Origin of the sequence: Winogradskyella flava, from assembly GCF_014243395.1 — a bacterium.
GTDB classification, from domain to species: domain Bacteria; phylum Bacteroidota; class Bacteroidia; order Flavobacteriales; family Flavobacteriaceae; genus Winogradskyella; species Winogradskyella flava.
Window position 1 is genome coordinate 203,738 of the sequence record NZ_JACLCP010000001.1, and the last position, 23,630, is coordinate 227,367.

Here is a 23,630-nt window from a genome sequence, read left to right on the forward strand (position 1 = left end):
AACCTGAACTTGTTTCAGGTTTTTAAATTTTATATGTAATGTAATTCTGAAATAAATTCAGAATTACAAAAGCTATTCTATACCGTCATGATCTCATTTTCTTTAACATCAAGAATATGATCTATCTTCTTAACGTAAGAATCTGTAAGTTCTTGTACATCAATTTCGGCATTGCTTTGTAAATCTTCTGAAACATCAGATTTTTTAATATCATGCATGGCATCTCTACGCGCATTTCTTATACCAATTTTTGCGTCCTCGGCTTCAGCTTTAGCCTGCTTCGCTAAATCTTTTCTGCGTTCTTCCGTTAATGGTGGTACGTTGATAATAATCATTTCACCATTATTCATAGGATTAAAACCTAAGTTAGCTAACATGATACCGCGCTCTATTTCCTGAAGCATACTTTTTTCCCAGGGCTGCACGGAAATAGTTCTACCATCAGGTGTATTAACATTAGCGACCTGATTAAGAGGTGTCTGAGAACCATAATAATCTACCATAACACTTCCCAACATGGCAGGACTTGCCTTACCAGCTCTAATATTAACTAATTGTTTTTCTAGATGCTTAATGGCAGCATCCATGGCTTCTTTCGATGTATCTATAATAAACTTAATTTCGTCCATAATTTTAAAACTTTAGTTGAAAATTATCAAAGGTTATACCAAATTTTTAAAGATTAACTTCCGTTCCTATTGCTTCTCCAGAAACTACTTTAAGTAAGTTCCCTTTTTTATTCATATCAAATACTATAATTGGCAATTCATTCTCTTGACTGAGTGTAAACGCTGTCGTATCCATAACCTTTAGTCCTTTGCGTAACACATCATCAAAAGTAATATGATCAAATTTTACTGCTGTACTATCTTTTTCTGGATCAGCATTATATATTCCATCAACACGAGTGCCTTTTAATATAACGTCTGCTTCGATTTCAATAGCCCTTAAAACCGCAGCAGAATCCGTAGTAAAGTAAGGGTTACCAGTTCCTCCACCAAAAATTACTACCCTACCTTTTTGCAAATGCCGCATAGCCTTGCGTCTTATAAAGGGCTCAGCTACTTCATTAATCTTAATAGCGGTCTGCAAACGTGTTGGAATATCAGCATCTTCTAGAGCACTTTGTAAAGCTAGACCGTTAATTACCGTGGCCAGCATACCCATATGATCTCCTTGCACACGATCCATACCATTACTAGCGCCTGCAACACCTCTAAAAATATTTCCACCACCTATGACTATAGCAACTTCTACGCCTAGATTAGTGATTTCTTTAATGTCTTTTGCATATTCAGCTAAGCGTTCTGGGTCAATACCATATTGTCGGTTTCCCATTAAAGCTTCACCAGACAATTTCAGTAGTATTCTTTTATATTTCATCAGTCGATTTGAAAGTTTAACAAAACTACATAATTATTAGCATCCGTAAAAGTGAAAAAAACGCCAAACTTTAAGGTTTATTCAGCCAGTCTTTTCTCTAAAGCTTTGGCTTTTTTAAGTGGAATATAGTTAGCATCTGCATTCGCCAAAAACCCAAGGGTTATATCTAAATATTTCTTAGATTCTGTTTTGTCTTCTTTTTCCAAAATTTCTGCGAGCTTTAGATAATTTAATGGGTCTTGAGTTTTTTTTGCGACTTCATTTTTCATTATTTCTAAAGCTCTTTTTGAATTACCACTTTTGTGAAAAATGTCAGCGATAAAAAACTTAAAGCCTATAAGCTTTTCTAAATCAGCACTACTGTTTTCAAAAACTCCAATGCATTTTGAGTAGTCTTTCTCTATATAGGCTTTAGAAAGATCAAATAAATCCACAAATCCTTCGCCTTGACTTTTAAATACAGAATCTTTACACAAAAGATAATCTGAATTATCACCAACTAAGGGGTAACCATAATATATAGCTTGGAGATTAATACCGCACCTAAAGTTGTCATAGCTATTAGGCATAAATGTCCCTAACTGCTCTAGAACTTCCTCAACACCTTCTAATTGTCCTATAGATTGATAAAGTAGTGTTTTTTTTGTATAATTTGAAAACATTACATTAATAATGGGTTGCTGCTTAATCGCTAATTCTTCATAGTCTTTTATAAGACCTAAAGCCTTCTTTACTTGGCCCATACTATGCGCATAACCGTATTTAGACCTCATATAGCTTAAACTGTCAGATAAAGATGTAGCTTCTGACAGACCTTTATCTATTCTCTTTAAAGCGTCCTCAAAATTAAGGTTTATGAAATCTAAATAGGCAATTCGTCTTTGAATACTAGTGTTAAAAGGGTCTAAGGATTCTTCTTTTAGTAAAATGGTTTTGGCTTCTTTAATTTTTCCTTGCTCTTCATATAAGTCGGCATATAGTAATCGGTTTTGCTCGCGTTCTGGAAATTCTTTAGTTAGTTGATCTAAAGAGCCCTTTGCATCGGCAAAGTTATTATTACTTAATTGTATTTTATATAATTCAAGAAGACCAAGCTCTCTATTGCCGTTTTCAACTGCTTCTTGCATTAAAGCCTTAGCTTTTTCAACACCACCATTAATTGTATAGCGTGTTAGTAATAGTTTATAGGTGTTAAAATCGTAAGGATATAAGTCTTTATGAAACTCTAATAACTTCATTAAAGCATCACTGTTGTTTTGTAAACTATAAAACAGTTGCTTAGGATAAAACTGCATACGCTTTGGTAAAGCCGATCCATATTTTATGGCATCTTTAAGATACTTTAAGGACTCCGTCTGATTTCCTTGTCCAAAATATGCGCCACCAACACTCAAATAGCACATAGAGCAGTTAGGGTCTAGTTCTATAGCCTTTTTACCTTCTGCAATAAGTTCATTTAAAGCACTTGGATTTTTAAATAGCGTTATACTAGACTTAATATAATGTTCTAATGCTTTTACATTTGAAGTAACTAAGGCAGATGCAGGAAGCGTAAAATTACTGTCAAAATTGGCTAAATCTTTATCCTTTATATCATAATCCGTTGAAATAGACTCAAATATTTGGTCCCTTATAGCATCTAGGGCCAAAAATATATCAGCGTTAGTGACATTTATTTTTAAAACACTTTTATTGTTTTTTGTTTGGTACAAATCGCCTGAAAATGTATAAATACCATCTGTTTTTTCAAAAGAAATTTTGGTAAAATAGTCGTTTCTCGATTTTTTAGCAATATTGCGTTGCACACCAATATTTGGTGCTGTAAATAAGGGTACACCAGATCTTTGATAATGTGGGCTTAATTCAAAACTCGAAGAGACATAAAACTCAGGGCGTTGCTCCAAATTAAAATCGAGGAGAGTGGACATGGCAACTCCCATCCAATCTAGTTCTTTATTCTTAGTTAAGTTTTCAAATTGAAATAGAGCAATACTTTTAACTTTTCTTAAGTCAGGTACTATAGCTTTAACTTCTTTACCTTGTTCATCTACCAAAGCGATAAGTTCAGTTTCTTTATCCGTAATATTATCCTTGCCATTTATTAAGAACAAACCAGCACCTAGGCCTAGAATAATATTAGTGATTATAAAATATTTTGGCCATTTCTTTTTTTCATAAACTTCTTTTCCATTTGGTTGATATCCAAAATAAACCAAAACAAAAACCGCGGGTGTCAAAATTAGCCAAATGAACAAGTATCTGTCTTGCCATAAATCATTGATGCCATAACGTTGGATAATAACACTTTGGATAAATTGAAATAAACCAAAACCAACCGCTAAATAAGTCCCTAAATACTGTGGAATTTTACGAGTCCATAATTTTTCTAAAAACGATTTATTATTGTTCTTTTCCATGGCTTTCAGTTGTTTGACGAAAATAGGAATATACTTGCTTAGTTCAAACTCTTATTAAATAAAAAACCTCCAAACGTTAGCTTGGAGGTTTAAATTTTATATTATTGAATATTATCCTACTGTAGCCCTTTTAAAACCAGTAACCTCAACGTTACCATAGGTTTTAACATATTCTGCTACGGTTTGCTTTTCATCTTTGATAAACTTCTGATCTAACAAACATTGTTCTTGATCTAAAGTTGTATTATCAGAAATAAAACGCTCCATTTTACCTGGTAAAATTCTATCCCAGATTTGCTCTGGCTTACCTTCAGCTTTTAACTCCGCTTTCGCAGCTTCTTCAGCTTCTGCCAATACTTCTGGCGTTAATTGTGCCATAGAGATATATTTGGGAACATTCTTTAAGGTCTTACCTAAACGTCCTAATTCGATATTATCTTTTTCAATAACTGCTATACGTGCTTCAGTTTCAGAAGTCACATATGCAGGATCAAAATCTTTGTAAGATAGCGTTGTTGCTCCCATAGAAGCTACTTGCATTGCTACGTCTTTTACCAAAGTTTCAGCGTTATCTACTTTTGCAGATAATCCTACTAGAGCAGCAATCTTATTAATATGAACATATTGGCCTACAAAAGGCGCATCTAACTTTTCGAACGCAGTAATATCTAATTTTTCTCCAATAACACCTGTTTGTTCAGTTAACTTTTCTGCAACAGTCATTCCACCGAAATCACCTGCCAAAAATTCTTCTTTTGTGTTATAGTTTAATGCAGCCTCACCCAACTCGTTAGCAAGATTCACAAAGTTTTCGTTTTTACCAACGAAATCAGTTTCACAACCTAAAACGATAGCTACACCAGAAGTGTTATCTGCATTTATTTTAGCAACAGCAGCGCCTTCAGATGAATCTCTGTCAGCTCTCTTTTCTGCAACTTTTTGTCCTTTCTTACGTAAAACTTCAATGGCTTTATCAAAATCACCACCAGCTTCAACTAAAGCTTTTTTACAATCCATCATACCAGCACCAGTTGCTTGTCTTAGCTTGTTAACTTCTGCTGCTGTAATTTTTACAGTATTTTCCATAGTTTTTAAAATTTAAAAAGTCATTCAATTAATTTTCGAGTTGAAAAGAATTAAATGACTTTTAATATTGTATAAATGTTATTTATTCTTCTTCTTGCGTTGCTACTGGAGCTTTTTCAGCTTTTTTTGCTGGTTTAGCCTCAGCTTTTGCTTCCGTCTTTTCAGCTTTTCCGTCTTTTTCTGCACGTTCTGCTTTTCTATCGTCTAAGCCATCTTGGATAGATGAAGCAACAATAGATAAAATCTTATTAATGGATTTAGAAGCATCGTCATTTGAAGGAATAAGATAATCAACCTGACGTGGATCAGAGTTAGTATCTACCATTGCAAAGATTGGAATGTTCAATTTTTGAGCTTCCTTTATCGCAATGTGCTCGCGCTTAATATCCACAACAAATAAAGCCCCAGGCAAACGTGTCATGTCAGAAATAGAACCTAAATTCTTTTCCAACTTCGCACGCTGACGATCTACTTGCAAACGTTCTTTCTTTGATAAAGAGTTGAATGTACCGTCTTTCTTCATTCTATCAATCGAAGCCATTTTCTTAACAGCCTTTCTAATAGTGACGAAGTTGGTTAACATTCCACCTGGCCAACGCTCAGTAATATAAGGTTGATTTACAGCACCCGCTTTTTCAGCAACGATGTCTTTAGCTTGCTTTTTAGTAGCTACAAATAAGATTTTCTTTCCTGATGCTGCAATTTTTGCTAATGCCGCACAAGTCTCTTCAATCTTAGCTGCTGTTTTGTAAAGGTTAATGATATGGATACCGTTACGCTCCATATAAATGTAAGGAGCCATATTTGGATCCCACTTACGTGTTAGGTGACCGAAGTGTACACCTGCTTCTAGTAGTTCTTTAACTTCTACTTTTTCCATGTTTGTAATAGTTTACGTTCTGTTGAATTAGCAATGATTAAGTGGTCTTCACATTAAGCGAATTGCCTTAACCATTTAGATGCTAAACTAAATCCCAATGTTTCCATTGTGGACAACAATAACTGGTTTTAATTATGCCGAACTATTCGACGATTTCAATAAAATAAAATAATTCAGAATCTGAATGTTCAGATTCTGAATTAAGTGTTGTTGGATATTAACGTTTAGAGAACTGGAATTTCTTACGCGCTTTTTTCTGTCCGAATTTCTTGCGCTCTACCATTCTTGGATCTCTTGTTAATAGACCTTCTGGCTTTAATACTAGTCTGTTTTCAGCATCTAACTCGCACATTGCACGGGATAAAGCTAAACGTATTGCTTCTGCCTGGCCGGTGATACCACCTCCATATACGTTAACAGTAATATCAAAGTTGCCATCATTGTTAGTCATGGTTAAAGGTTGGTTTACTTTGTACTGCAATGGTGCAGTAGTAAAGTATTCCGCCATGTCTTTTTTGTTCACTGTGATTTTGCCTTTTCCTTTAGCAACGTACACACGAGCAACAGCCGTCTTTCTACGGCCAATTTTGTGAATTACTTCCATTAGTTAATTTCGTTTAAATTAGTTGCCTTTGGCTTTTGAGCTTCATGAGCGTGCTCGGTACCAGCAACAACAGTTAAGTTTCTAAAAAGAACAGCGCCTAATTTATTCTTAGGTAACATTCCTTTTACTGACTTCTCTACTAATCTGGTTGGGTCTTTCTCAAACATCTCAGTAGCAGTCAAGCTTCTTTGACCACCTGGATAACCTGTGTGACGGATATAACTTTTATCTGTCCATTTGTTACCAGTTAAGTTGATTTTTTCTGCGTTTACAACAATAACGTTGTCACCGCAATCAACGTGTGGCGTAAAATTAGGCTTGTGCTTACCTCTTAAAAGTATTGCTACTCTCGAAGCTAAGCGACCTAAAGTTTGTCCTTCAGCATCAACTAAAACCCACTCCTTATTAACGGTAGCTTTGTTAGCAGAAACTGTTTTGTAGCTTAATGTATCCACACTAATTTGATTTAATATTGCACTTTAAAGCGCAAAAGATTATACATTCCTCTTTAAAAAAGAGTTTGCAAATTTACGATAAACTATTGGATTGACAAACCTTAGCTGAGTTTTTTTAAGGCTAAAAAAAGGAGAAGTTGCTAGATCGTTTGAATATGATAAAATTAGTCTTACTTCTTATTAATTCTAAAAATAAAATTACGCTCGGCTAAAGCCATACGTTCTTGCTCTAAAATAAATTCAAGATTATTATGAGTAGCAATAGTTCTAATTTTATCTATATCACAATCTTGAGATAATATCATTAGGATGTAATGATCTTTTCGCATTGAGAGCTGTTTGAATAGTATTTTAAAGTATTCAAAATTCTCACCACAAAACCAAGCTCGTTCTTTAACACTTTTAGGGGTTTTAGGATAATACGGTGGGTTGATAATAACATAGTCAAAGTCATCCTTGAATATTTGTTCAAACAAATCAGATTTAATAATAGTAATATCTAACTTGTTTTTGGATGCCGATTGTTTTAGAGTCTTTATGGCAACTTCATTAATATCTGAAGCTATTACTTCTGCTCCTTTCGATGCTGCAAATAATCCAATAATCCCAGAACCACAGCCTAATTCTAAGACTGTTTTGTCTTTTAAGTTTAATGGTTTTATATAGTCTAAGAGTATTTTAGTACTCAAGGTATAGTGTGGCGGAAAAACTTCTGGCATTACCATGACCTCAATACTTTCATAGTTATAAGGTCTTGGTTTAGAAAAATACTTTCCTGTTCCATATTTTAAAAATGGATGCGTGAGTTTTTTAAGTATTTTTCTTATCATTCTGAATAAAAACCTTGAATTTCTGGTTGTCTATATTTCCAAATTTTATGTAGTACCTTAATTTCATAAGGATATTTATAAATACCAGTTTTGTAGCGTAACCTAGAAATCGATCGCAATACTTTCTTTTTAAATCCTTTTATTCTAAAATCTGAAGCTGTAGGATAATAACCATTTAAAACCGTTTCAAAATTCATAATACGGTCTACCATTTTAGGGGTGAGCCATGGTGTAAGCGGGTTTTTACGTAAATCAAAATTCTCCCAAGCAGGATCTAACCAATCATCTAATTGTTTTGGAAAACTAAAGCCAGCCTTTTGAATTTGTTCATACAACTCAGAGCCTTCAGTAGCTACAGGACTATATAGATAAATAATAATTTCCGCATCAGGATTGATCTCTTTAATCTCCTTGATAAAATTAATATCCCATTCTATCTGTTTCATAACTTGTTCTGATGTATCAGCAGGCATGCCTAAGACAAAAGAGAATTCGGGAATAATGCCTATAGGATACAAACGTGCAGCAAAATCTTTAATTCCCTGACCAGTTTGCGTTCCTCCTTTATTCATTTGTTTAAGGATCTCATCATTCCCTGTTTCAGCTCCAAGAAAAATCATTTTACAACCTGCGTCTTTCATGAGTTCTAGGTCTTCATCAGAATATTTATTAATGGTATCAATACGACCTTCTCCCCACCATGTAATACCATCATCTTTGATTAGCTCTGAAAATTCTACTACACGTTTTCGAGACGTAAAGAAATTATTGTCATGAAATTCTATAGCGTCAATACCATAATTATCTTTAAAGTATTTCACATCATTATAAACGGTTTGTGCTGACTTGGCTTTCCAACGTCCTTCATAAATTGGCACAACAGCACAAAATGAACATGTAAAAGGACAACCTAAGCTAGAATGATAAGAGAATGTTTTTTGTCCTAAGAACGTCTTACTTAAATAACTTTCAAGATTATAAAACGAATTTAAATGTGTATAGGGCAATTGCGGTAAAGTATCTTGATCTAGCAATTTCTCCTTTTTAGTGCGAATAATTACACCATCCTTATCTTGATAGATGAGATTCATAATATTGGGCAACGCTTTTAACTTATTAGACTCTAATGTCTTTAATAATTCCGGAAAGGTAACGTCACCAGGGCCATTAACGATGTAATCTACATAAGGTGCTTCAATGGATACCTTGTATTGATTTGATGCGAAATAACCTCCCCAAATAGTTATTGTGCCGGGGAATTCTTCTTTTATCTTTTTTGTAAATGGAATAGCCTGACGCAATTGGGGACCTGGCATAACCGTACTGCAGAAATATTTATATTCTCCTGTTTTAAAATAGGAACTGATTTTTCTCCAAGGATCTTTTTCTAAATTACCATCTACAAATGCAAAATCAAATTGCCCATAGATTGAAGCACCAACTTGTAAAATAGAATTTGGTATGCGATGCTTTGCATTAGCACTCCGAGGATTAAATATGATGATTTTGTTATTTGCCATATTTATAAATTAATTAAATGCACTACAGCATCTGCTACATGCAGGTAAAAATCCTCCATTTTTAGATACAGTTGATCGAAACCTTTTAATAATCTGTCCATTCCAAATGTCTTTTAAACTACTTTCATAAATATTACCTATATCAATGTTATAGCATCGACCATGAGCTGGTATAACAGATCCATCAGATTTAATCATAATGTTAGAAAAAATATCATTGCACATCCTTCCAATGATTTTTTCAGGTCTATGATAAAACTCAATTAATTTTTCTTTTGAGTCTATTTCAGGAGAAAATGTAATAGGGAATTTGTAAGTACTGTTTTTAATAGTTTTTATTTCTTCCCAAAGTAATTCTAAATCAAAATTATCAATATTGATTTCGTCCATATTAGAAGACGTAGCTGGGTAAGAATGTGCCCAAATTTCATTATGTTTATCCGCAATATCTTGAGGCGTAAAGTTTGTATGCATAAATCCAATTTGCGATAATGGATATGTTTTGAAAACCTCTAAAAATTCATTTAAATAACCAATATTCCACTCTGTAATAACGCAAAAAACCGAAATCTTAGGTGAGTTTTCATATTTTAATAACTCCTCAATACCTTCTAATGCTTTTTGAAAGGACTTTTTATGCCCTCTTATTTCGTTATGAATATCTTGCGGCCCATCCAAAGATATATACAATTCATTAAGACCGGCACCAACAAGTTGTTTGGCTTTATGTTTAAGGGTTAAAGCATTCGTAGTTATTGAAGTAAATAAGTTTTTTGTGTTGGCGTAATGTAATGATTCTATTAATGATGGATAAACAAGTGGTTCTGTAAAGCCATATCCCAGTTTTGTTTTAGGGTAATATTTAGCGGTGTGATTGATTATCTTTTTTATTAGCTCTAATGGCATATTTATAGGGTGAGTACCTACAAGATTTTGAGCAAAATTGCTTTCCATATTTTTAGTACCAACATCACACATTTTACAATGAAGATTGCAAACATTGTTTACACCAAGAACAATCCACTCTGGATTGAAAATATAATTTGAAGGAAAATATTTCTTGTTTACTCTTTTAAATACTGAAACGCTCATTCATCTGATTTTTTAGCATTAACCGATTAGCTCTAATATACCATCTATCTAAAAATGAAGAATTACTTAAAATATGTTTGATGTATATCCGAGCATTTTCTTTTTCGTTATTTTGATAGTAAAAATTAGCTATTTTAAAATTCATAAAGTTTGAAGCTACTTTGTACTGTTTCAAGTCTAATTTTTTAAGATGGTACAATTTGTCATAAGATTTAATGGCATCTAAACAATGTATAACATCGTAACTTTTAGTGTAGTTTCCTTTATGTCGCCTCATTAATGTTAAGGGTTTATTTAAATAAAATACTTTGTGCTTTGATGCCACTTTCAAATAATAATCATGTTGTCCCTCAACAATCTCTTCATCAAAAAACCCAATCTCATCTAGCAGAGAAATCCGCATTGAAAATACGGGAAAGGCTAAAATTTTGCACATTAGTAATTCTTGCATTATATCTTTATAAAATGAAGTTTTGAAGTTATAATATGGCTTATTTAATCTGTCAATTTCTGAAAAACGCTGAAGATTATGCATAATGAAATTTACATCATTATGCTTTGAGAAAATTGCATGCATTTCTTCTAGTTTTTCCTCTAACCACAAATCATCAGAATCTAGCACTGAAATAATATCTCCCTTAGCTGCTTTCAGACCTATATTCCGTAACTTACTTGGGGCTCCTAATCTATTGGTTTTTATATATTTTATCTTATTTGGATTCTCATTTTGGTATGTATTAACAACAGCTTCAGTATTATCCGTAGAGTCGTCATCAACAATTATTAACTCATAGTTTTGATAAGTTTGATTTAAAACACTATCAATAGTTTGAGCAATTAAATGTGCTCTATTATATGTTATAGTAATAATGCTAAACTTCATTACATAGATATTTTTTAAGATATAATCTTAGAAGTACGTAGTTGCATAGTAGACTAATAGTATTGGCCATAAAAGCACCAAATAAAATATATTTTTTAATTAGGATAAATGAAAGACCTAGATTAATTATACCAGCAAATATTAGTATCAATAAAATTATCTTCTGTTTCTCTAATTTAGTAAATCGATACATTTCAAAATTCAATAGAGTGAAAATATAAATATTGACTAAAAACAATATCGTAAACTTTATATCTACGGGAATATTATAGAAATAATTAATAGCCACATAGAACCCTGCTGTTGACAGTATCGAAAAAAACATTCCAAAACTCCTAAGCGTGTCTTCTAACTTTTTAAATACAGATTTACTAAATCGATAAATACTTGTTTCGAAAGTATTGATTAATGATGCATAAATAACCATAGAAATAGCAGATAAACTTGAAATAATGAAGTAATGACTCATTGTGCTCTGGTCAATTAAAATACCAACAATATAAAAATCTGACTTTGACGCAATAAAACCTGCAAAAGAGACACCAAAAAAATAAATAGATGTTTTTAAAACTGTTAGGCCTTTTTGTAAAGATACTTCGAGTGACAACTCGCCCCAAAATTTATAGAAGTAATATAAAGACTTAAGTAATTCTAATAATACAAAGAAAAGAATAAACGTAAACGGACTAATCGTATTTTGATTAAAAAAAATATAAGCAAGGAATAGAACGTTAAAAAATAGTTCAACTATAAAAACTGTTTGGCTTGTTTTAGTATAGATTATTAAACCATTAAAAATAGGTGTTAGGGATTTTAATAGAAGAAATAGAATCATTAATATTTTTACTCCAAGTTCTAGAGGTAAGACAATAATAATTAAACTTGCAAGCACACATAAAAGTAATTTACTCGATATAGAACCAGTAACAAGATGTTTAATATCCTTTGGACTACTACTAATCTGTTTTGTTATAAAAAATTTACTTCCCCAATTTGTAAACACATAAAATAACCCATAAATACTAACAAAATAAACATATGTGTTTAGGACATCTTCAGGATAATAATTAATCAAAATAAAATTTAGCAACAGACTAAAGGCTGAGACTAATAATCTTCTACCAGTATTGTAAATAGCCAATAAGGCTCTAACTAAAATTCTACTTCTAGCTTTAGACGTGTAATTATTTGAATAGGTTTCTCTCAAGTTTAAAAACTAATATACTTACAGTGTTACCTATATAACAACTTACTTAATATAACTCCATATTAATTTTATTGTTTTATAAGTATAATTACAATTTAAGTTATTTGAAAAACAATTCAATCTATATCGACGATTAATATTACTTTTATCAAAAGCAATGAAAAATTTTTTCAAACAAAATAAAAACACTCTAATTTATATTATACCATTAGGGCTCATCCTAGTCTATTTGTTTTGGAAATCTCTAACTTTTCCTTTACACGATTTTTCAAATAGTTATTTTCCTGCACATATCGCTACTAATGATAATAAACCAGAGGAAACGCTATTTGATATTTATGCCTTTAATAAGTATATCTGGGATTTAGGCTATGATGAGGTTTTAGCAGATTTTTATCTTAATAGTCCATTTAATGCGACTTTTTTCTATCCTTTCGCTAAACTAGAAGATGCTTACTTGGCAAAATCTATTTATACGATTATTAGCTGCGTGTTGTTCTTATTAGCCATTTTTTATTTGGCAAGGCGTTATGGCAGGAAATCAAAATGGTTAGTTGTAGCTATTCCTATAATATGCTATGCGCCATTAAGAAATCAGGTATTGTTTGGGCAGACTTATTTTTTAGTTTTTGCCTTAGTAGTGCTTAGCTATATATTATTTGAAAAACATAAGAAAATTTCAGGAAGTAGTCTGTTAGCGATAGCAGCCTTATTAAAAGTATTTCCTGTTGCTTATGGATTTCCTTTACTTTTTAAAAAAGAATGGAAAACGGTAATAATAATCATATTCATTGGAATTACATTGCTGTCACTGTCTTTATTGGTATCAGGTACTTCTATTTGGGAAGCCTACATTTTTGATGTGATACCTAATGCCATTAAAAACAAAAGCACTGTAAATTTTCAGTACAATGCACAATCTATGGATGTCTTCCTAAAGACCCTATTTATAAAAGACACCTACTACAACCCAGACGCAATTTTTAATAACGCACGGTGGTATTATGCTTTAAAATGGATTTTTAAATCCGTGGTTGTTGGTATAGCCATTTCATTAAGTTTTTCTCATAAGGATAAACTCTTTAAAGTACTTTCTATTTGGGTAGTAACCCTGTTTTTAATTCAATCTAGAACGGCAACTTATGCTCAAATTTTATGGATTATTCCAGCATTTTATATGATATCCTCAACGCTGCCTTTAATCAGAAAAGTTCTATTTCTTGGTGTCTTATTTTTAGTTTGCAACCTCCCAATATCTAGTTTAGAAGCATTGCCGTTATTTTTTAAATTTTCTAGATTATGGTTGTCATTAATTTTAGCCCTACTCTTTTACACGAGCTTTAAAAAGAAAATTAACTATAAGTATATTACTCTAGGATTTTTATTGCTTTTACCATTGCATCGCGATATGTTTTTTACTCCTGAAAAGCATGCTTCAACCTATGTTCTAGATCATAAAAATCACTTTATGATTTATGATTTTAACGTTGAAAATAATATGTTAGTTTACAGTGCAATTGGGAAAAATGGTGACGAAGTTGTTAATGCAGAGATTGCTATTACTAGTTTTGATGTTGTAGCATGTAAAGTTGAAAATAATCAAATCGTGATGAAACGTAAGCAGATTACAAATACACCTGCATTAAAGAAAAAGCCGGTTTTAGTAAATGGATGTGAAGTGTATTACCTTACAGATTCCAACTCTCGAAGAGGTGCGTTTACTATTAAGAAATTGAATATCTGTAACAATAACAAGTGAAACGTTTTTTTAAATATCACATTTATGATAGACTAGTTCTAAGTAAAAAAGCAATTCAGTTAAATATTTGGAAGCATAACACACCTATCATTGTGCATACTATGGCAAAAGTGGGCTCATTGAGTGTTTATAATTCTATAAAGCGACTGATGCCAAAAACGTCGGTTTTTCACACCCATAGTTTAGATGTTGAAGTTGCTAAGAAAGATGTCACCTATTGTTTTGATAATGGAATATATCCTGGAAGTCGAAGTCCAGTGTCTTTAATTCATGATAAGATTATTTCTAAGCAAAGGGATTACAAAATTATTTCTATGTTTAGAGACCCCATTGAACGAAATATTTCAGCTTTTTTTGATGCCTTTGAATTATATGCAGGTACAAAGCCAGAAGTTTATGCAGGTGATTTAGAACATTTGGAATATCTATTTCATAAGCACTTGCCTTATACATATCCACTAAAATGGTTTGATGATAATTTCCATAATGACACCCAAATAGATGTTTATAAATATTCGTTTAATGCGGAAATAGGCCATACTATAATTCACCAAGATGGAATAGAAGTCTTGATTATGAATTGTTATCTAGAGGATAGTTTAAAGGAAAAATTAATTGGTAAATTTTGTGAGATATCAAAATTCAAACTTGTAAATACTAATATCACTGCTAATAGAACTTCAGGCGAGTTGTACAGAAGATTTAAAGAGTTTATCAGGTTTGACAAAGCTTATCTTGAAGAATGCTACAATTCTAAATACGCCAAACATTTTCTCACTGAAATCCAAAGAAAACTAGCTATTAAAAAGTGGTTGAAAGATTAAGATGTTTTAGCTTTTCTTAAGTTCATAATTGGACGCTCAAAATACTTATAAAGTATATGAGACAGAAAGAAGGTCAAGACCCAAAACAAGAGAAACTTTACAGTTATAATTAAGTTTGAATTTAGATATGAATTTTGCCAATTTATTCTATCTATAATCCAAAATTGAACAAGAGATAAATGAAGAATATACATAGCATAAGATATGACACTTGTTCTAATTATTATCTTTGACAGAAATCCTTTTCCACTTTTAATACTGCTCAAATAAGGGATTATCATTAACACACCAATAGCGAATACCGAAAAAGAAAATACAAAATTGTAGACTCCTAGGGTAGGTTTTAAGTTGAAAATGCTTAAAATTTTAGCAGATAATATCAACAGTAGTCCAACCCAAAAGAGTTTTAAGCGATGCTTAAACCAATTTTTTGAATGATAATAAAAAAAGTACGATCCAAGAACACCGTACATTATACTATCTAGTCTTGTTAAGACTTGTTTTCTAAACAGCAAATCCCAATCTCCCAAACTAGATATTTCATGAGTCGCAAACTTATAATATCTAAAAAGTGTAGTAAAGATTATTAAGGTAAATACTATTAATAATACCGATTTTCTAGTGTTCAATTTTAAGCCTTTAGTTAAAAATAAAAGACCAATCGGGATAATAAAATAAAACCACTCTTCTACACTTAAACTCCAAGATTCTGGGAAAAAGCTAGGATGAGGTGAATTAAAGTTTTGAAGAAAAAATAAATACTTTGTTATACTTCTTATTGTAAAGCTTGGATTAAAAGCGAAATTCAACAGTATTAAAAGACATAATGCTAAAAAGTAATTGGGCAATGTGCGCAACCAGCGCCTATTCCAAAATACTAATAGATCTTTGGTTTTAAAATTAGGTTTACTGTAAAGTTGAATAAGAATCCTCCCTATTAGAAACCCACTTAAAACAAAAAATATGGATACGCCATCAAAAACAAAGACATTATATTTTTCTTTTAGTACTATAGGCAGATAGTTTCCTGCATGTTGGTATATAACAAAAAGAATTGCTAAAGCCCTTAAGATATCAAGTCCAAATAATCTAGTTGAATCAATTTCAATTTTAAAAAATCGTATTATGAAATAGATCTAAACAGTTTGAATTTGTATAGTTTAAGTTTATGTAAAAAGTATGAGAAAGACACCCTTAATACACCCAAACCATAAATTACACTTCTCTTAAAGTTAATAGAAGATGAATCCTTTTCATATTTTGCAGGACAAGAGACTTCACCAATGATAACGCCTTTGTAACAGCACTGCGCTAAAATTTGATTATCAAAAATAAAATCGTTTGAATTGTGTTGAAAAGGAATTGACTTCAGAACTTCTGCATTAAATGCACGATAACCAGTATGATACTCTGACAGCTTTTGATTCATTAATAAATTCTGGATAAGGGTCAATACGCGATTGGATATATATTTATATAAAGGCATTCCGCCCGAAAGCGCACTTTTACCCAGAATACGAGAGGCTAATACAACATCATAAACGTTGTTAGCAACTAAATCAGCCATTGCCGGTATTAATTTAGGGTTATACTGATAATCTGGATGTAGCATTATAATAACATCAGCACTAAGTTCAATAGCCTTATCATAACAACTCTTTTGATTTGCGCCATATCCTAAATTTATATTGTGCTCAATAATGTGACTTATACCTATGCGTTTCGCGACTTCGACTGTATTATCACTACTAAAATCATCAGTAAGTATAACATCATCTACAATATCGAGAGGAATCTCTTTGTACGTTTGTTCTAATGTTTTAGAAGCATTGTAGGCAGGAAGAATAACCACTATTTTCTTTTGATGAAGCATTACTTTAGGAGGTTGACATCATTATTGGATTTTTCCCTAATACTTTCTGAGACTTCGAGAACAGTATAAGGCGCAAGAGCATCGATATCCTGTCTATGATATAGATTTCCTAGAAAAGGAAATTCCTCGTAAATATGGGTTTCTAAACCAGATAATTTTTGTTTAACATCCTTTAAGGGCATATTCCATTCTCTTGAGATACGTTCAGCCGAAGGTTCCATAAAAGAAATATAAAGCAACTCTAGTTCTGTATGGAGCTTTTTATTAGACAGACTTTTATCAATCCATATTGAATCCTGATATTTTTGAAGTTTTCTATTAAAATACGTCAAGGTATCATCAAGTTTAAAATAGTCTAAGTAACCTTTATAGTTCTGTTGTGTTCTAAATAATGGCTGTACGACAACTTCATGGCACCAAATACATTTTGCCGGTGCTCCTGCTTTGGTAACTATGCTACTGGCAGCACTCTTCAATTTTCCATCCTTATCATAAATACCAAATTTTAATTGTCCATTAGGCATTCTTTCCGTGGTTTCATATTCTAAAGTATCCTTGGTTATAGAGTCTATTTCAACGGATAAAAAAGCTTGACTATTGTCTTCAGATATATTTGTGAAAGAAAGAATACGGTGCACTTTTGACACACTAGAATTATTGATGTAGCCTTTTGCACTAGAAAAAGTATAATTCTGATGAAATTTTTTGAACGTTTCAGAGATATCCGTAATGGCATAATAATGATTAGGATTCCCGAAAGTTAAAGCAACATATCTCCCCAAATCATAACTGTTATTTTCTTTGTAATATTCAGTTTCTTTAAATGTATATTGAAGCTTAGCCAATGTTTTACTGGCATCATCTGAAAAGCCTAAGACTTTAATATCTAAATTAATAATGGAATCCTGAGGATTAAACTTAATTAATGTTGAATCGTTTGCAATTGTAGACCCTAAATATGATAATGCCCACTTTAAACCAGTGACACTTCTTTCAAATGTATCTTCTGGGTAGGCTTTATTCCATTTTAATTTAATTTCATAATCTTCTTTAGGGCTGCATGATAAAGAGATTACAAAAAGGATAAAGCATAAAGCGCTAAGAAATGATTTCATGCTATTTAGACAATTTCATTAAAGTACCAGCTAAGGTAGATTTTAATTTAAAGCTTATCATTTTTTTGATGTTCTTTTTACCTGTTTTCTCCTTGCTATAATTCACTTCATTAACCACCTTCCTAACAGCATAATCATAAAACTTGCGAGAATAAGTTCTTTTAAAATCAATGTCTCTGTCCGTTGAAGTTTCCCAATTGGGCTGAACAGTGATTTTGTCTTCGATGTCAGTATACAAGGATGTCCCTTTAATTGGATAGGCAACTGTAATCGTGAAATGAGTTGGGTTCGCAGCTTTAAGATAGTTAATGGTTTGGTTAATATCCTTTTCGTCTTCGCCTGGATAACCTACCATGATAAAAGTACCTGTTTCAATGCCCAAATTATTGGTCTTTTGAATAGCTGTTTTTACTACATCGACATCAACACGTCTATCCATAGCATCAATGATTTTTTGAGAACCACTTTCTGCACCAATCCATATTCTGTAACAACCAGCTTCTTTTAATAATTGTAGAACCTCATCATTTAAACGTTCTGCTCTAGTAATACATTCAAAAGGAATAATAGCATCTTGTCTTATAACCTCTTCATGAAAACTTTTCACCCATTTATGACTCACTGTAAAGACATCATCTACAAACCAAATACTATCAGGATTATAAGTGTCTTTCAATAACCGTAACTCTTTTGCTACCATTTCAGCAGGTCGTCTTCTGTAGCTTTGTCCATAAACCGCTGTGCTGCACCATTTACAGGTGTAAGGACAACCACGTTGCGTGCTCACAGTCATAGAACTCATGCCATGATTGGTTTTCCATGTGTCTAAATATTTTTCTACAGGAATCGCCTCTCTATTTGGTAGAGGCAGTTCAGACAGATCTTTCATCTTTACACGAGGTGCTGTTTTGATAACGTTACCTTTGTCCAAATACGCAACACCTGTGATATTTGAATAATCCTCATTCTTAAAAATGGCACAATACAATTCTAAGGTGGTTTGCTCACCCTCTCCAATAATTAAAAAATCTGCACCAGTGTTGAGATAGTTTTCACAATTATATGTAATATCTGGTCCACCAAGAATGACTTTAGGAAAGCCATATTGCCCATCAGATTTAAGGGTTTTAATCAATTTAATAACATTGATCTTAGTCATTAAATTGGTATATATCGCCACTACTTTAGGCTGCTTTTCTCTAATAAAATTTAGTTGTTCTTCTTTTGAATAAAATGTAGAATCAAACACATGATTTTCTACCTTGTGTTCATTTAAATACGCTGAAATATAGAGCAAACCAAGTGGCGCATATGGCCTCATAATGGATTGTTCCTTAACATCTTCATAAATATAGTAGGTATGTGTTAGTAGAATACTCATTTACGATTTCTTGGTTAATTCTATAAGAAAATGATCTGCATATTTAGACCAAAATGAATTGGTCAAAATAGAGTCAATACCTTTATAAATAGAAACAAACAGTTTATTGGCCAAAAAGGAACTTTCAAGATAAGAAGGCGGTATGGTTAAACCTATTGGTCTTATCTGATTAATAAAAAAATCCTTTTCTGCTAAAGATACAATATCTTCAGGATTGTAATACCAGGTATCTACCGTAAGACCATCAACATTTGCAGGAACACTTTGTTCTGTATGTCTTCTTTTAGCCTTTTTTAATCTCCCTTTTAATGTAAAGTATATTTGCTCCCATATACAATGTTTTGGCATTATGACTAAGATAACTTTACCTTTTTCGTTCAGTAGTTGAGATATGTTGTTGAAAAATGCCTCTAGCTGTTGTTTAGATAAGCAATTAAATCCACCAAAATTAGAGAAGACCATATCAAATTTTGTTTCAAAATTAGTCTCATTTAAGGTATTAATGTCTTGAATTCTAAACTCTATATTTTTAGAATGTGATTTGGCTTTAGCTACTTTAATCATACCAGTAGAAACATCAGTTGCTAAGACTTTATGTCCTAATCGAGCAAATTGTATAGCATCTTCACCTGTACCACAATTTAATTCTAAAATTGATAGTTTTTCAGTTGTATTTATAATTGTCCGTAGATATTTAAAAACCCTCTGACGTTGTGCTTTACCAATTTTCGAAAATGTGAAAGCGGTATCATATTGAACAGAGGCGATATCAAAACCATTAGTCATTATTTTGTTGCATGGTTTTTAGGAGCATTTTATCTAAAAATGCCGATGGTAAATAATAGCATAGTAAAGCAAGTGATCTATATTGATGCTTGGATAGTTTTAAAGGATTTTTAAAAAACGTTCTTAAATTATCATATGCCTGACTAATTCTATATTCTTTATGGACGTAACGCTGTAATTTTCTGTAAAAGCTTGTATTATAGGTCCCTTTAAACATCATAGCCAAATCATCTGAATCTGTCCAGTTAGCTTTTAATTTAAGATCATCTTTTACTTTATCATAAAACTTAGTTCCAGGCAAAGGATATGATACCGAAACACCAATATTATCAGGAACTAATTCCTTAATCATACCAATCGTTTTGTCTATATCTGCTTTGGTCTCTCCTAGATATCCAAATTGGATAAAAAAAGCAACACGCACATTTTTCTCCTTTAAAAGTTTAGTTGCTTGATAAATCTGCTCAACAGTTGTCTCCTTGTCCATGGCATCTAAAATAGCTTGTGAGCCACTCTCTGCACCAACCCATACTTCTTCCAAGCCACTTTCAGCCAAAGCTTCAATTGTGTCTTCTTTTAGTAATAAATCAACCCGACTTTGTATATAATACCTAATATTCAGCTGTTCTTTCTTAAGTTCCTTGTTGAAATTCTGAACCCAATTTGGTTTTAGTCCAAAAATGTCATCGCACATCCAAAAACGATTAACTCCATAAGTCTCTGAAAGGTATTTTACGTGTCTTGTAATATATTCTGGCGAATGCGAGTTATACCTATTTCCGTAAATAGGTTTTGCACACCAATTACATTTAAAAGGACAACCTCTTGTTGTTGCAATATTTAGCGTGAATTCATTGCCACCTGATCTCCAAATTTCGCGATAAGGTTCTAGATCTATTAAGTCCCAAGCTGGCATTGGTAATTCGTCTAAATTTCTTAGAACAGGATGTTTTGGGTTTTTTATTATCTCCTCATTATCCTTAAAAACAATTCCTTTAATTAACCTAGTATCTTCATTTTTTGATAAAGCATCAACAAGTTCTTTTAAAGAAATTTCGCCTTCTCCTTGGATAATAAAATCTGCCCCAGCGTCTAAATATTTCTCATAGTGATCTGTGGAGTCAGAGCTACAAACTATGACTTTACAATTGATGTTTTTGGCAATTTTAATCATCTCAAAAGCAGCTTCGCGCATTGTTGTAAGACACATTTTTGTGAGATAATTAAAGCCGTCATCGTATAATACAAAGATACTAGGTGTTGTATTTTCTAAATATGGTCGTATCTCTAAAGGACTATCTAAAAGATTAGCATCAAAGACACCAACCTTATAATTATTTTCTCTAAGATATGACGCAGCATATAAAGTGCCTAATGGTGGATAGGGTGTTTTGTTCTTCCACTGCTTGGAATCGAACTTATAATAGTATGAATGTGAAAAGACAACATCAAGCATTTTCTAGAGTTAAGTTGAGGTTGAATGCTTTGTTTTTATCGTCATAGCATTCATTAAGTTTGCAAATTACCTTATTTTGAAAATCTTGAGGATGATGCTTGGAAACATCATTAGTCGATTTCATAGCAACTTCAAAATTATCTTTATTGAGATGTTTAAATTTAGATTTCCACTTTTTTAACGTTAGGTTTTTTAGTACAACCTCTATATTTTGGCCAAATTTATTGTTAAATAAAACTTCAATTATTTTACTCCATATAGGCTTTTTTCTCCGCTCTAGTAAATGTTCCTTATTTATAAATTTATTAGGGTAAAAGTCATGCGCCCATTTATTTTTTTCTAAAAAAGCATTAAATACCATTTTGCCGTAAACTGGCACCAAGGTCAATAATTCAGTAGCGGTAAAGGTGTTTTGTTCAGAAATATTTAAACGACTAGAACTTATAAAATAATTGACACAGAAATACTTTTTTGAATTTAACAGGAATATTTTTTTGTAAAGAATCAATAGTGTCCTTGCAAACCAAAGACGCTTCGGTTTAGTGATAATAAAAAAGTCAATGTCGCCATCATTGTCATAATAGCCCTTAGATAAACTTCCTGATATTGCTACAGATTCAACAAAAGGGAATGATGCTATGAATTTTCCGCGTTTTAATGCTTTAGGCATAATCTCCTCTGCCATTTTATTACCCTTTAACCGTCTCTCAACAAGGGATGTATCATTAACATCTGAATAATAATCACCATGCTTAAAAATAATACCCTTTTCAACTAATTCTCGAAGTTCGAACTCTATATCTTGAATAATTTTTGCAGATGAAAATGAAAATATCTCCTCTTTTTTTAAAGGATATTTAAAGATTGAAAAGTAGATGATGACTTTTAGAGCATTCATTAACTATTGGAGCATTTTTTATAAAAATAAGTCATAATAATTTCAATTAGGCAGAAAAAACCGACATTTCGATGAAAAAAACCGACATTTATAATGGTGTTTCTTTTACTATTGCTGTCAAAAAATAATATTTTAACTATAATTTTATACGTTGTTTTATATAGAACAACTCAACGTTAAAAACTACTGATTAAAAATTAGATTATTTTGTGGCACGCTCTAATCGATCGTTTATGGACTTGCCTAAACCGTAATCTGGCAGACGTTCGGCAATGATGATGTCTAATTCTTGTTCATCTAATTGATGAAGTGCATCATACAGATTTGATGCCGCCTCTTGAAGATTATTTTCTTGAGACAATACAATTTTAAAGTCAATATTTTCAATATTAAAATTGTCATTAAAAATTAAAAGGCCAATGCGTTTTCCTTGATGTTCTTTAATAGATTCAAGGAGATACTTAGTAAGTATTGTTTTTGTTTTTGGTGCGTAATGGCGCGCTAGCATTCCAGGAGCCTTTGGGGATATGTCTTTTTTATTCTTAACTTTTATTTTCCCAATAGCGTTTTCTATAACTTCAATTGGTGTGGAGCCTAACCTGTAAATAATAGGTTGGTCATCTTCAAAACCTATTATAGTAGATTCAATACCACTCACACATGGTCCACCGTCCAAAACCATTTTAATTTTATTCTTAAAATATTGCTCAACATGTTCTGGTTTGGTTGGGCTTATTCGGTTGAATGGATTAGCACTTGGTGCTGCCAACGGAAAATCGAGTTGCCTCAACAACTCTAATGTCATTGAATGATTAGGCATGCGCACCGCAACTGTATCTTTTCCTGCAGTAATCAAATCAGGAATTATATCCTTCTTTTTTAAGACCAAAGTAATTGGTCCTGGCCAAAAGGCTTCTACCAGCAACTTTGCTTTTTCAGGAATCTCATCTACAATGTTTTCTAAGTAATCCACTGATGGTATATGAACAATAAGCGGATTAAAAAACGGACGCTCTTTAGTTTCAAAAATTAATTTGATTGCTTTTTCAGAATAGATATTACCTGCCAATCCGTAAACCGTTTCGGTTGGAATGGCAACTAGTTCTTCATTGTTAAGAAGTGTAACAGCCTTTGATATGTTTTTTGAAATAATACCCATTGTCTAAATAGACTGCAATATT

At 32.2% G+C, this 23,630-nt stretch carries 22 protein-coding genes; 2 read left to right on the plus strand and 20 right to left on the minus strand.

The annotated features are described in order from the left end of the window. Positions 1 to 77: 77 nt before the first annotated feature. From frr to H7F21_RS00850, 12 genes are all read right to left on the minus strand, one after another. Positions 78 to 629: a ribosome recycling factor gene (gene frr / locus H7F21_RS00795; protein WP_221892415.1), complete on the minus strand. Its 552-nt coding sequence runs from the start codon at positions 627 to 629 to the stop codon at positions 78 to 80. Positions 630 to 675: 46 nt separating this feature from the next. Continuing rightward, the gene (pyrH, locus tag H7F21_RS00800) at positions 676 to 1,383 is read right to left on the minus strand and encodes a UMP kinase (RefSeq protein WP_185787339.1); all 708 of its coding nucleotides are present in this window, start codon (positions 1,381 to 1,383) and stop codon (positions 676 to 678) included. A 77-nt stretch (positions 1,384 to 1,460) separates the two neighbouring features. Continuing rightward, positions 1,461 to 3,800: a tetratricopeptide repeat protein gene (locus H7F21_RS00805; protein WP_185787340.1), complete on the minus strand. Its 2,340-nt coding sequence runs from the start codon at positions 3,798 to 3,800 to the stop codon at positions 1,461 to 1,463. A gap of 111 nt (positions 3,801 to 3,911) precedes the next feature. Further along, on the minus strand, positions 3,912 to 4,886 hold the full coding sequence (gene tsf / locus H7F21_RS00810; protein ID WP_185787341.1) for a translation elongation factor Ts: 975 nt from the start codon (positions 4,884 to 4,886) through the stop codon (positions 3,912 to 3,914). An 82-nt stretch (positions 4,887 to 4,968) separates the two neighbouring features. Continuing rightward, positions 4,969 to 5,766: a 30S ribosomal protein S2 gene (rpsB, locus tag H7F21_RS00815; RefSeq protein ID WP_185787342.1), complete on the minus strand. Its 798-nt coding sequence runs from the start codon at positions 5,764 to 5,766 to the stop codon at positions 4,969 to 4,971. A 217-nt stretch (positions 5,767 to 5,983) separates the two neighbouring features. Continuing rightward, positions 5,984 to 6,370, minus strand: a complete 387-nt coding sequence (gene rpsI / locus H7F21_RS00820; RefSeq protein ID WP_185787343.1) for a 30S ribosomal protein S9 — start codon at positions 6,368 to 6,370, stop codon at positions 5,984 to 5,986. After that, the gene (gene rplM, locus H7F21_RS00825) at positions 6,370 to 6,825 is read right to left on the minus strand and encodes a 50S ribosomal protein L13 (protein ID WP_185787344.1); all 456 of its coding nucleotides are present in this window, start codon (positions 6,823 to 6,825) and stop codon (positions 6,370 to 6,372) included. The genes rpsI and rplM overlap by 1 nt, the downstream gene beginning before the upstream one ends. Before the next feature lie 170 nt (positions 6,826 to 6,995). Next, entirely contained in the window at positions 6,996 to 7,655 is a 660-nt protein-coding gene (locus H7F21_RS00830) for a methyltransferase (RefSeq protein WP_185787345.1), read from the minus strand. Further along, a complete protein-coding gene (locus H7F21_RS00835) occupies positions 7,652 to 9,175 on the minus strand; it encodes a B12-binding domain-containing radical SAM protein (RefSeq protein WP_185787346.1) in 1,524 nt (507 codons plus the stop codon). The genes H7F21_RS00830 and H7F21_RS00835 overlap by 4 nt, the downstream gene beginning before the upstream one ends. A 9-nt stretch (positions 9,176 to 9,184) precedes the next feature. Further along, entirely contained in the window at positions 9,185 to 10,267 is a 1,083-nt protein-coding gene (locus H7F21_RS00840; RefSeq protein WP_185787347.1) for a radical SAM protein, read from the minus strand. After that, positions 10,248 to 11,150, minus strand: a complete 903-nt coding sequence (locus tag H7F21_RS00845) for a glycosyltransferase family 2 protein (RefSeq protein ID WP_185787348.1) — start codon at positions 11,148 to 11,150, stop codon at positions 10,248 to 10,250. Before H7F21_RS00845 ends, H7F21_RS00840 begins: the two co-directional genes overlap by 20 nt. Further along, positions 11,140 to 12,357 carry a lipopolysaccharide biosynthesis protein gene (locus H7F21_RS00850; RefSeq protein WP_185787349.1) on the minus strand — a complete coding sequence of 406 codons (1,218 nt, stop codon included), beginning with the start codon at positions 12,355 to 12,357 and terminating at the stop codon, positions 11,140 to 11,142. The genes H7F21_RS00845 and H7F21_RS00850 overlap by 11 nt, the downstream gene beginning before the upstream one ends. 157 nt (positions 12,358 to 12,514) lie before the next feature. On the opposite strand from H7F21_RS00850, the gene H7F21_RS00855 reads away from it, so the two are divergent. Together H7F21_RS00855 and H7F21_RS17540 are read left to right on the plus strand one after the other, a co-directional pair. Then, positions 12,515 to 14,116, plus strand: a complete 1,602-nt coding sequence (locus H7F21_RS00855) for a glycosyltransferase family 87 protein (protein WP_185787350.1) — start codon at positions 12,515 to 12,517, stop codon at positions 14,114 to 14,116. Then, the gene (locus H7F21_RS17540; protein ID WP_185787351.1) at positions 14,113 to 14,940 is read left to right on the plus strand and encodes a putative capsular polysaccharide synthesis family protein; all 828 of its coding nucleotides are present in this window, start codon (positions 14,113 to 14,115) and stop codon (positions 14,938 to 14,940) included. Before H7F21_RS00855 ends, H7F21_RS17540 begins: the two co-directional genes overlap by 4 nt. Here H7F21_RS17540 and H7F21_RS17595 read toward each other — a convergent pair. The 8 genes from H7F21_RS17595 to H7F21_RS00900 form a co-directional block, all read right to left on the minus strand. Beyond that, positions 14,937 to 16,076, minus strand: coding sequence for an acyltransferase family protein (locus tag H7F21_RS17595; protein WP_185788520.1), 1,140 nt, complete (start codon positions 16,074 to 16,076; stop codon positions 14,937 to 14,939). The two genes, H7F21_RS17540 and H7F21_RS17595, sit on opposite strands and share 4 nt — an antisense overlap. Then, positions 16,064 to 16,813, minus strand: coding sequence for a glycosyltransferase family 2 protein (locus tag H7F21_RS00870; protein WP_185787352.1), 750 nt, complete (start codon positions 16,811 to 16,813; stop codon positions 16,064 to 16,066). The genes H7F21_RS17595 and H7F21_RS00870 overlap by 13 nt, the downstream gene beginning before the upstream one ends. Then, positions 16,813 to 17,928 (minus strand): hypothetical protein, encoded by a 1,116-nt coding sequence (locus H7F21_RS00875; RefSeq protein WP_185787353.1) that lies wholly within the window; start codon positions 17,926 to 17,928, stop codon positions 16,813 to 16,815. The genes H7F21_RS00870 and H7F21_RS00875 overlap by 1 nt, the downstream gene beginning before the upstream one ends. Before the next feature lies 1 nt (position 17,929). Next, positions 17,930 to 19,309 carry a B12-binding domain-containing radical SAM protein gene (locus tag H7F21_RS00880; protein WP_185787354.1) on the minus strand — a complete coding sequence of 460 codons (1,380 nt, stop codon included), beginning with the start codon at positions 19,307 to 19,309 and terminating at the stop codon, positions 17,930 to 17,932. Beyond that, positions 19,310 to 20,095 (minus strand): class I SAM-dependent methyltransferase, encoded by a 786-nt coding sequence (locus H7F21_RS00885; RefSeq protein ID WP_185787355.1) that lies wholly within the window; start codon positions 20,093 to 20,095, stop codon positions 19,310 to 19,312. Next, complete coding sequence (locus H7F21_RS00890) at positions 20,088 to 21,551, minus strand: B12-binding domain-containing radical SAM protein (protein WP_185787356.1); 1,464 nt, start codon at positions 21,549 to 21,551, stop codon at positions 20,088 to 20,090. Before H7F21_RS00890 ends, H7F21_RS00885 begins: the two co-directional genes overlap by 8 nt. Then, positions 21,544 to 22,449, minus strand: coding sequence for a nucleotidyltransferase domain-containing protein (locus tag H7F21_RS00895; protein WP_185787357.1), 906 nt, complete (start codon positions 22,447 to 22,449; stop codon positions 21,544 to 21,546). The genes H7F21_RS00890 and H7F21_RS00895 overlap by 8 nt, the downstream gene beginning before the upstream one ends. A gap of 202 nt (positions 22,450 to 22,651) precedes the next feature. Continuing rightward, positions 22,652 to 23,608 carry an L-threonylcarbamoyladenylate synthase gene (locus H7F21_RS00900; protein WP_185787358.1) on the minus strand — a complete coding sequence of 319 codons (957 nt, stop codon included), beginning with the start codon at positions 23,606 to 23,608 and terminating at the stop codon, positions 22,652 to 22,654. Positions 23,609 to 23,630: the final 22 nt, after the last annotated feature.

Bases quoted from the DNA above. Each gene is read 5' to 3' on its own strand.
- H7F21_RS00875 (WP_185787353.1), bottom strand. From the start codon at position 17,928: ATGAAATCATTTCTTAGCGCTTTATGCTTTATCCTTTTTGTAATCTCT.
- rpsI (WP_185787343.1), bottom strand. From the start codon at position 6,370: ATGGAAGTAATTCACAAAATTGGCCGTAGAAAGACGGCTGTTGCTCGT.
- H7F21_RS00805 (WP_185787340.1), bottom strand. From the start codon at position 3,800: ATGGAAAAGAACAATAATAAATCGTTTTTAGAAAAATTATGGACTCGT.
- tsf (WP_185787341.1), bottom strand. From the start codon at position 4,886: ATGGAAAATACTGTAAAAATTACAGCAGCAGAAGTTAACAAGCTAAGA.
- H7F21_RS00870 (WP_185787352.1), bottom strand. From the start codon at position 16,813: ATGCTTCATCAAAAGAAAATAGTGGTTATTCTTCCTGCCTACAATGCT.
- H7F21_RS00880 (WP_185787354.1), bottom strand. From the start codon at position 19,309: ATGAGTATTCTACTAACACATACCTACTATATTTATGAAGATGTTAAG.
- H7F21_RS00835 (WP_185787346.1), bottom strand. From the start codon at position 9,175: ATGGCAAATAACAAAATCATCATATTTAATCCTCGGAGTGCTAATGCA.
- rpsB (WP_185787342.1), bottom strand. From the start codon at position 5,766: ATGGAAAAAGTAGAAGTTAAAGAACTACTAGAAGCAGGTGTACACTTC.
- pyrH (WP_185787339.1), bottom strand. From the start codon at position 1,383: ATGAAATATAAAAGAATACTACTGAAATTGTCTGGTGAAGCTTTAATG.
- H7F21_RS00830 (WP_185787345.1), bottom strand. From the start codon at position 7,655: ATGATAAGAAAAATACTTAAAAAACTCACGCATCCATTTTTAAAATAT.
- H7F21_RS00840 (WP_185787347.1), bottom strand. From the start codon at position 10,267: ATGAGCGTTTCAGTATTTAAAAGAGTAAACAAGAAATATTTTCCTTCA.
- H7F21_RS00855 (WP_185787350.1), top strand. From the start codon at position 12,515: ATGAAAAATTTTTTCAAACAAAATAAAAACACTCTAATTTATATTATA.
- H7F21_RS00890 (WP_185787356.1), bottom strand. From the start codon at position 21,551: ATGCTTGATGTTGTCTTTTCACATTCATACTATTATAAGTTCGATTCC.
- H7F21_RS00900 (WP_185787358.1), bottom strand. From the start codon at position 23,608: ATGGGTATTATTTCAAAAAACATATCAAAGGCTGTTACACTTCTTAAC.
- H7F21_RS00845 (WP_185787348.1), bottom strand. From the start codon at position 11,150: ATGAAGTTTAGCATTATTACTATAACATATAATAGAGCACATTTAATT.
- frr (WP_221892415.1), bottom strand. From the start codon at position 629: ATGGACGAAATTAAGTTTATTATAGATACATCGAAAGAAGCCATGGAT.
- H7F21_RS00885 (WP_185787355.1), bottom strand. From the start codon at position 20,095: ATGACTAATGGTTTTGATATCGCCTCTGTTCAATATGATACCGCTTTC.
- H7F21_RS00895 (WP_185787357.1), bottom strand. From the start codon at position 22,449: ATGAATGCTCTAAAAGTCATCATCTACTTTTCAATCTTTAAATATCCT.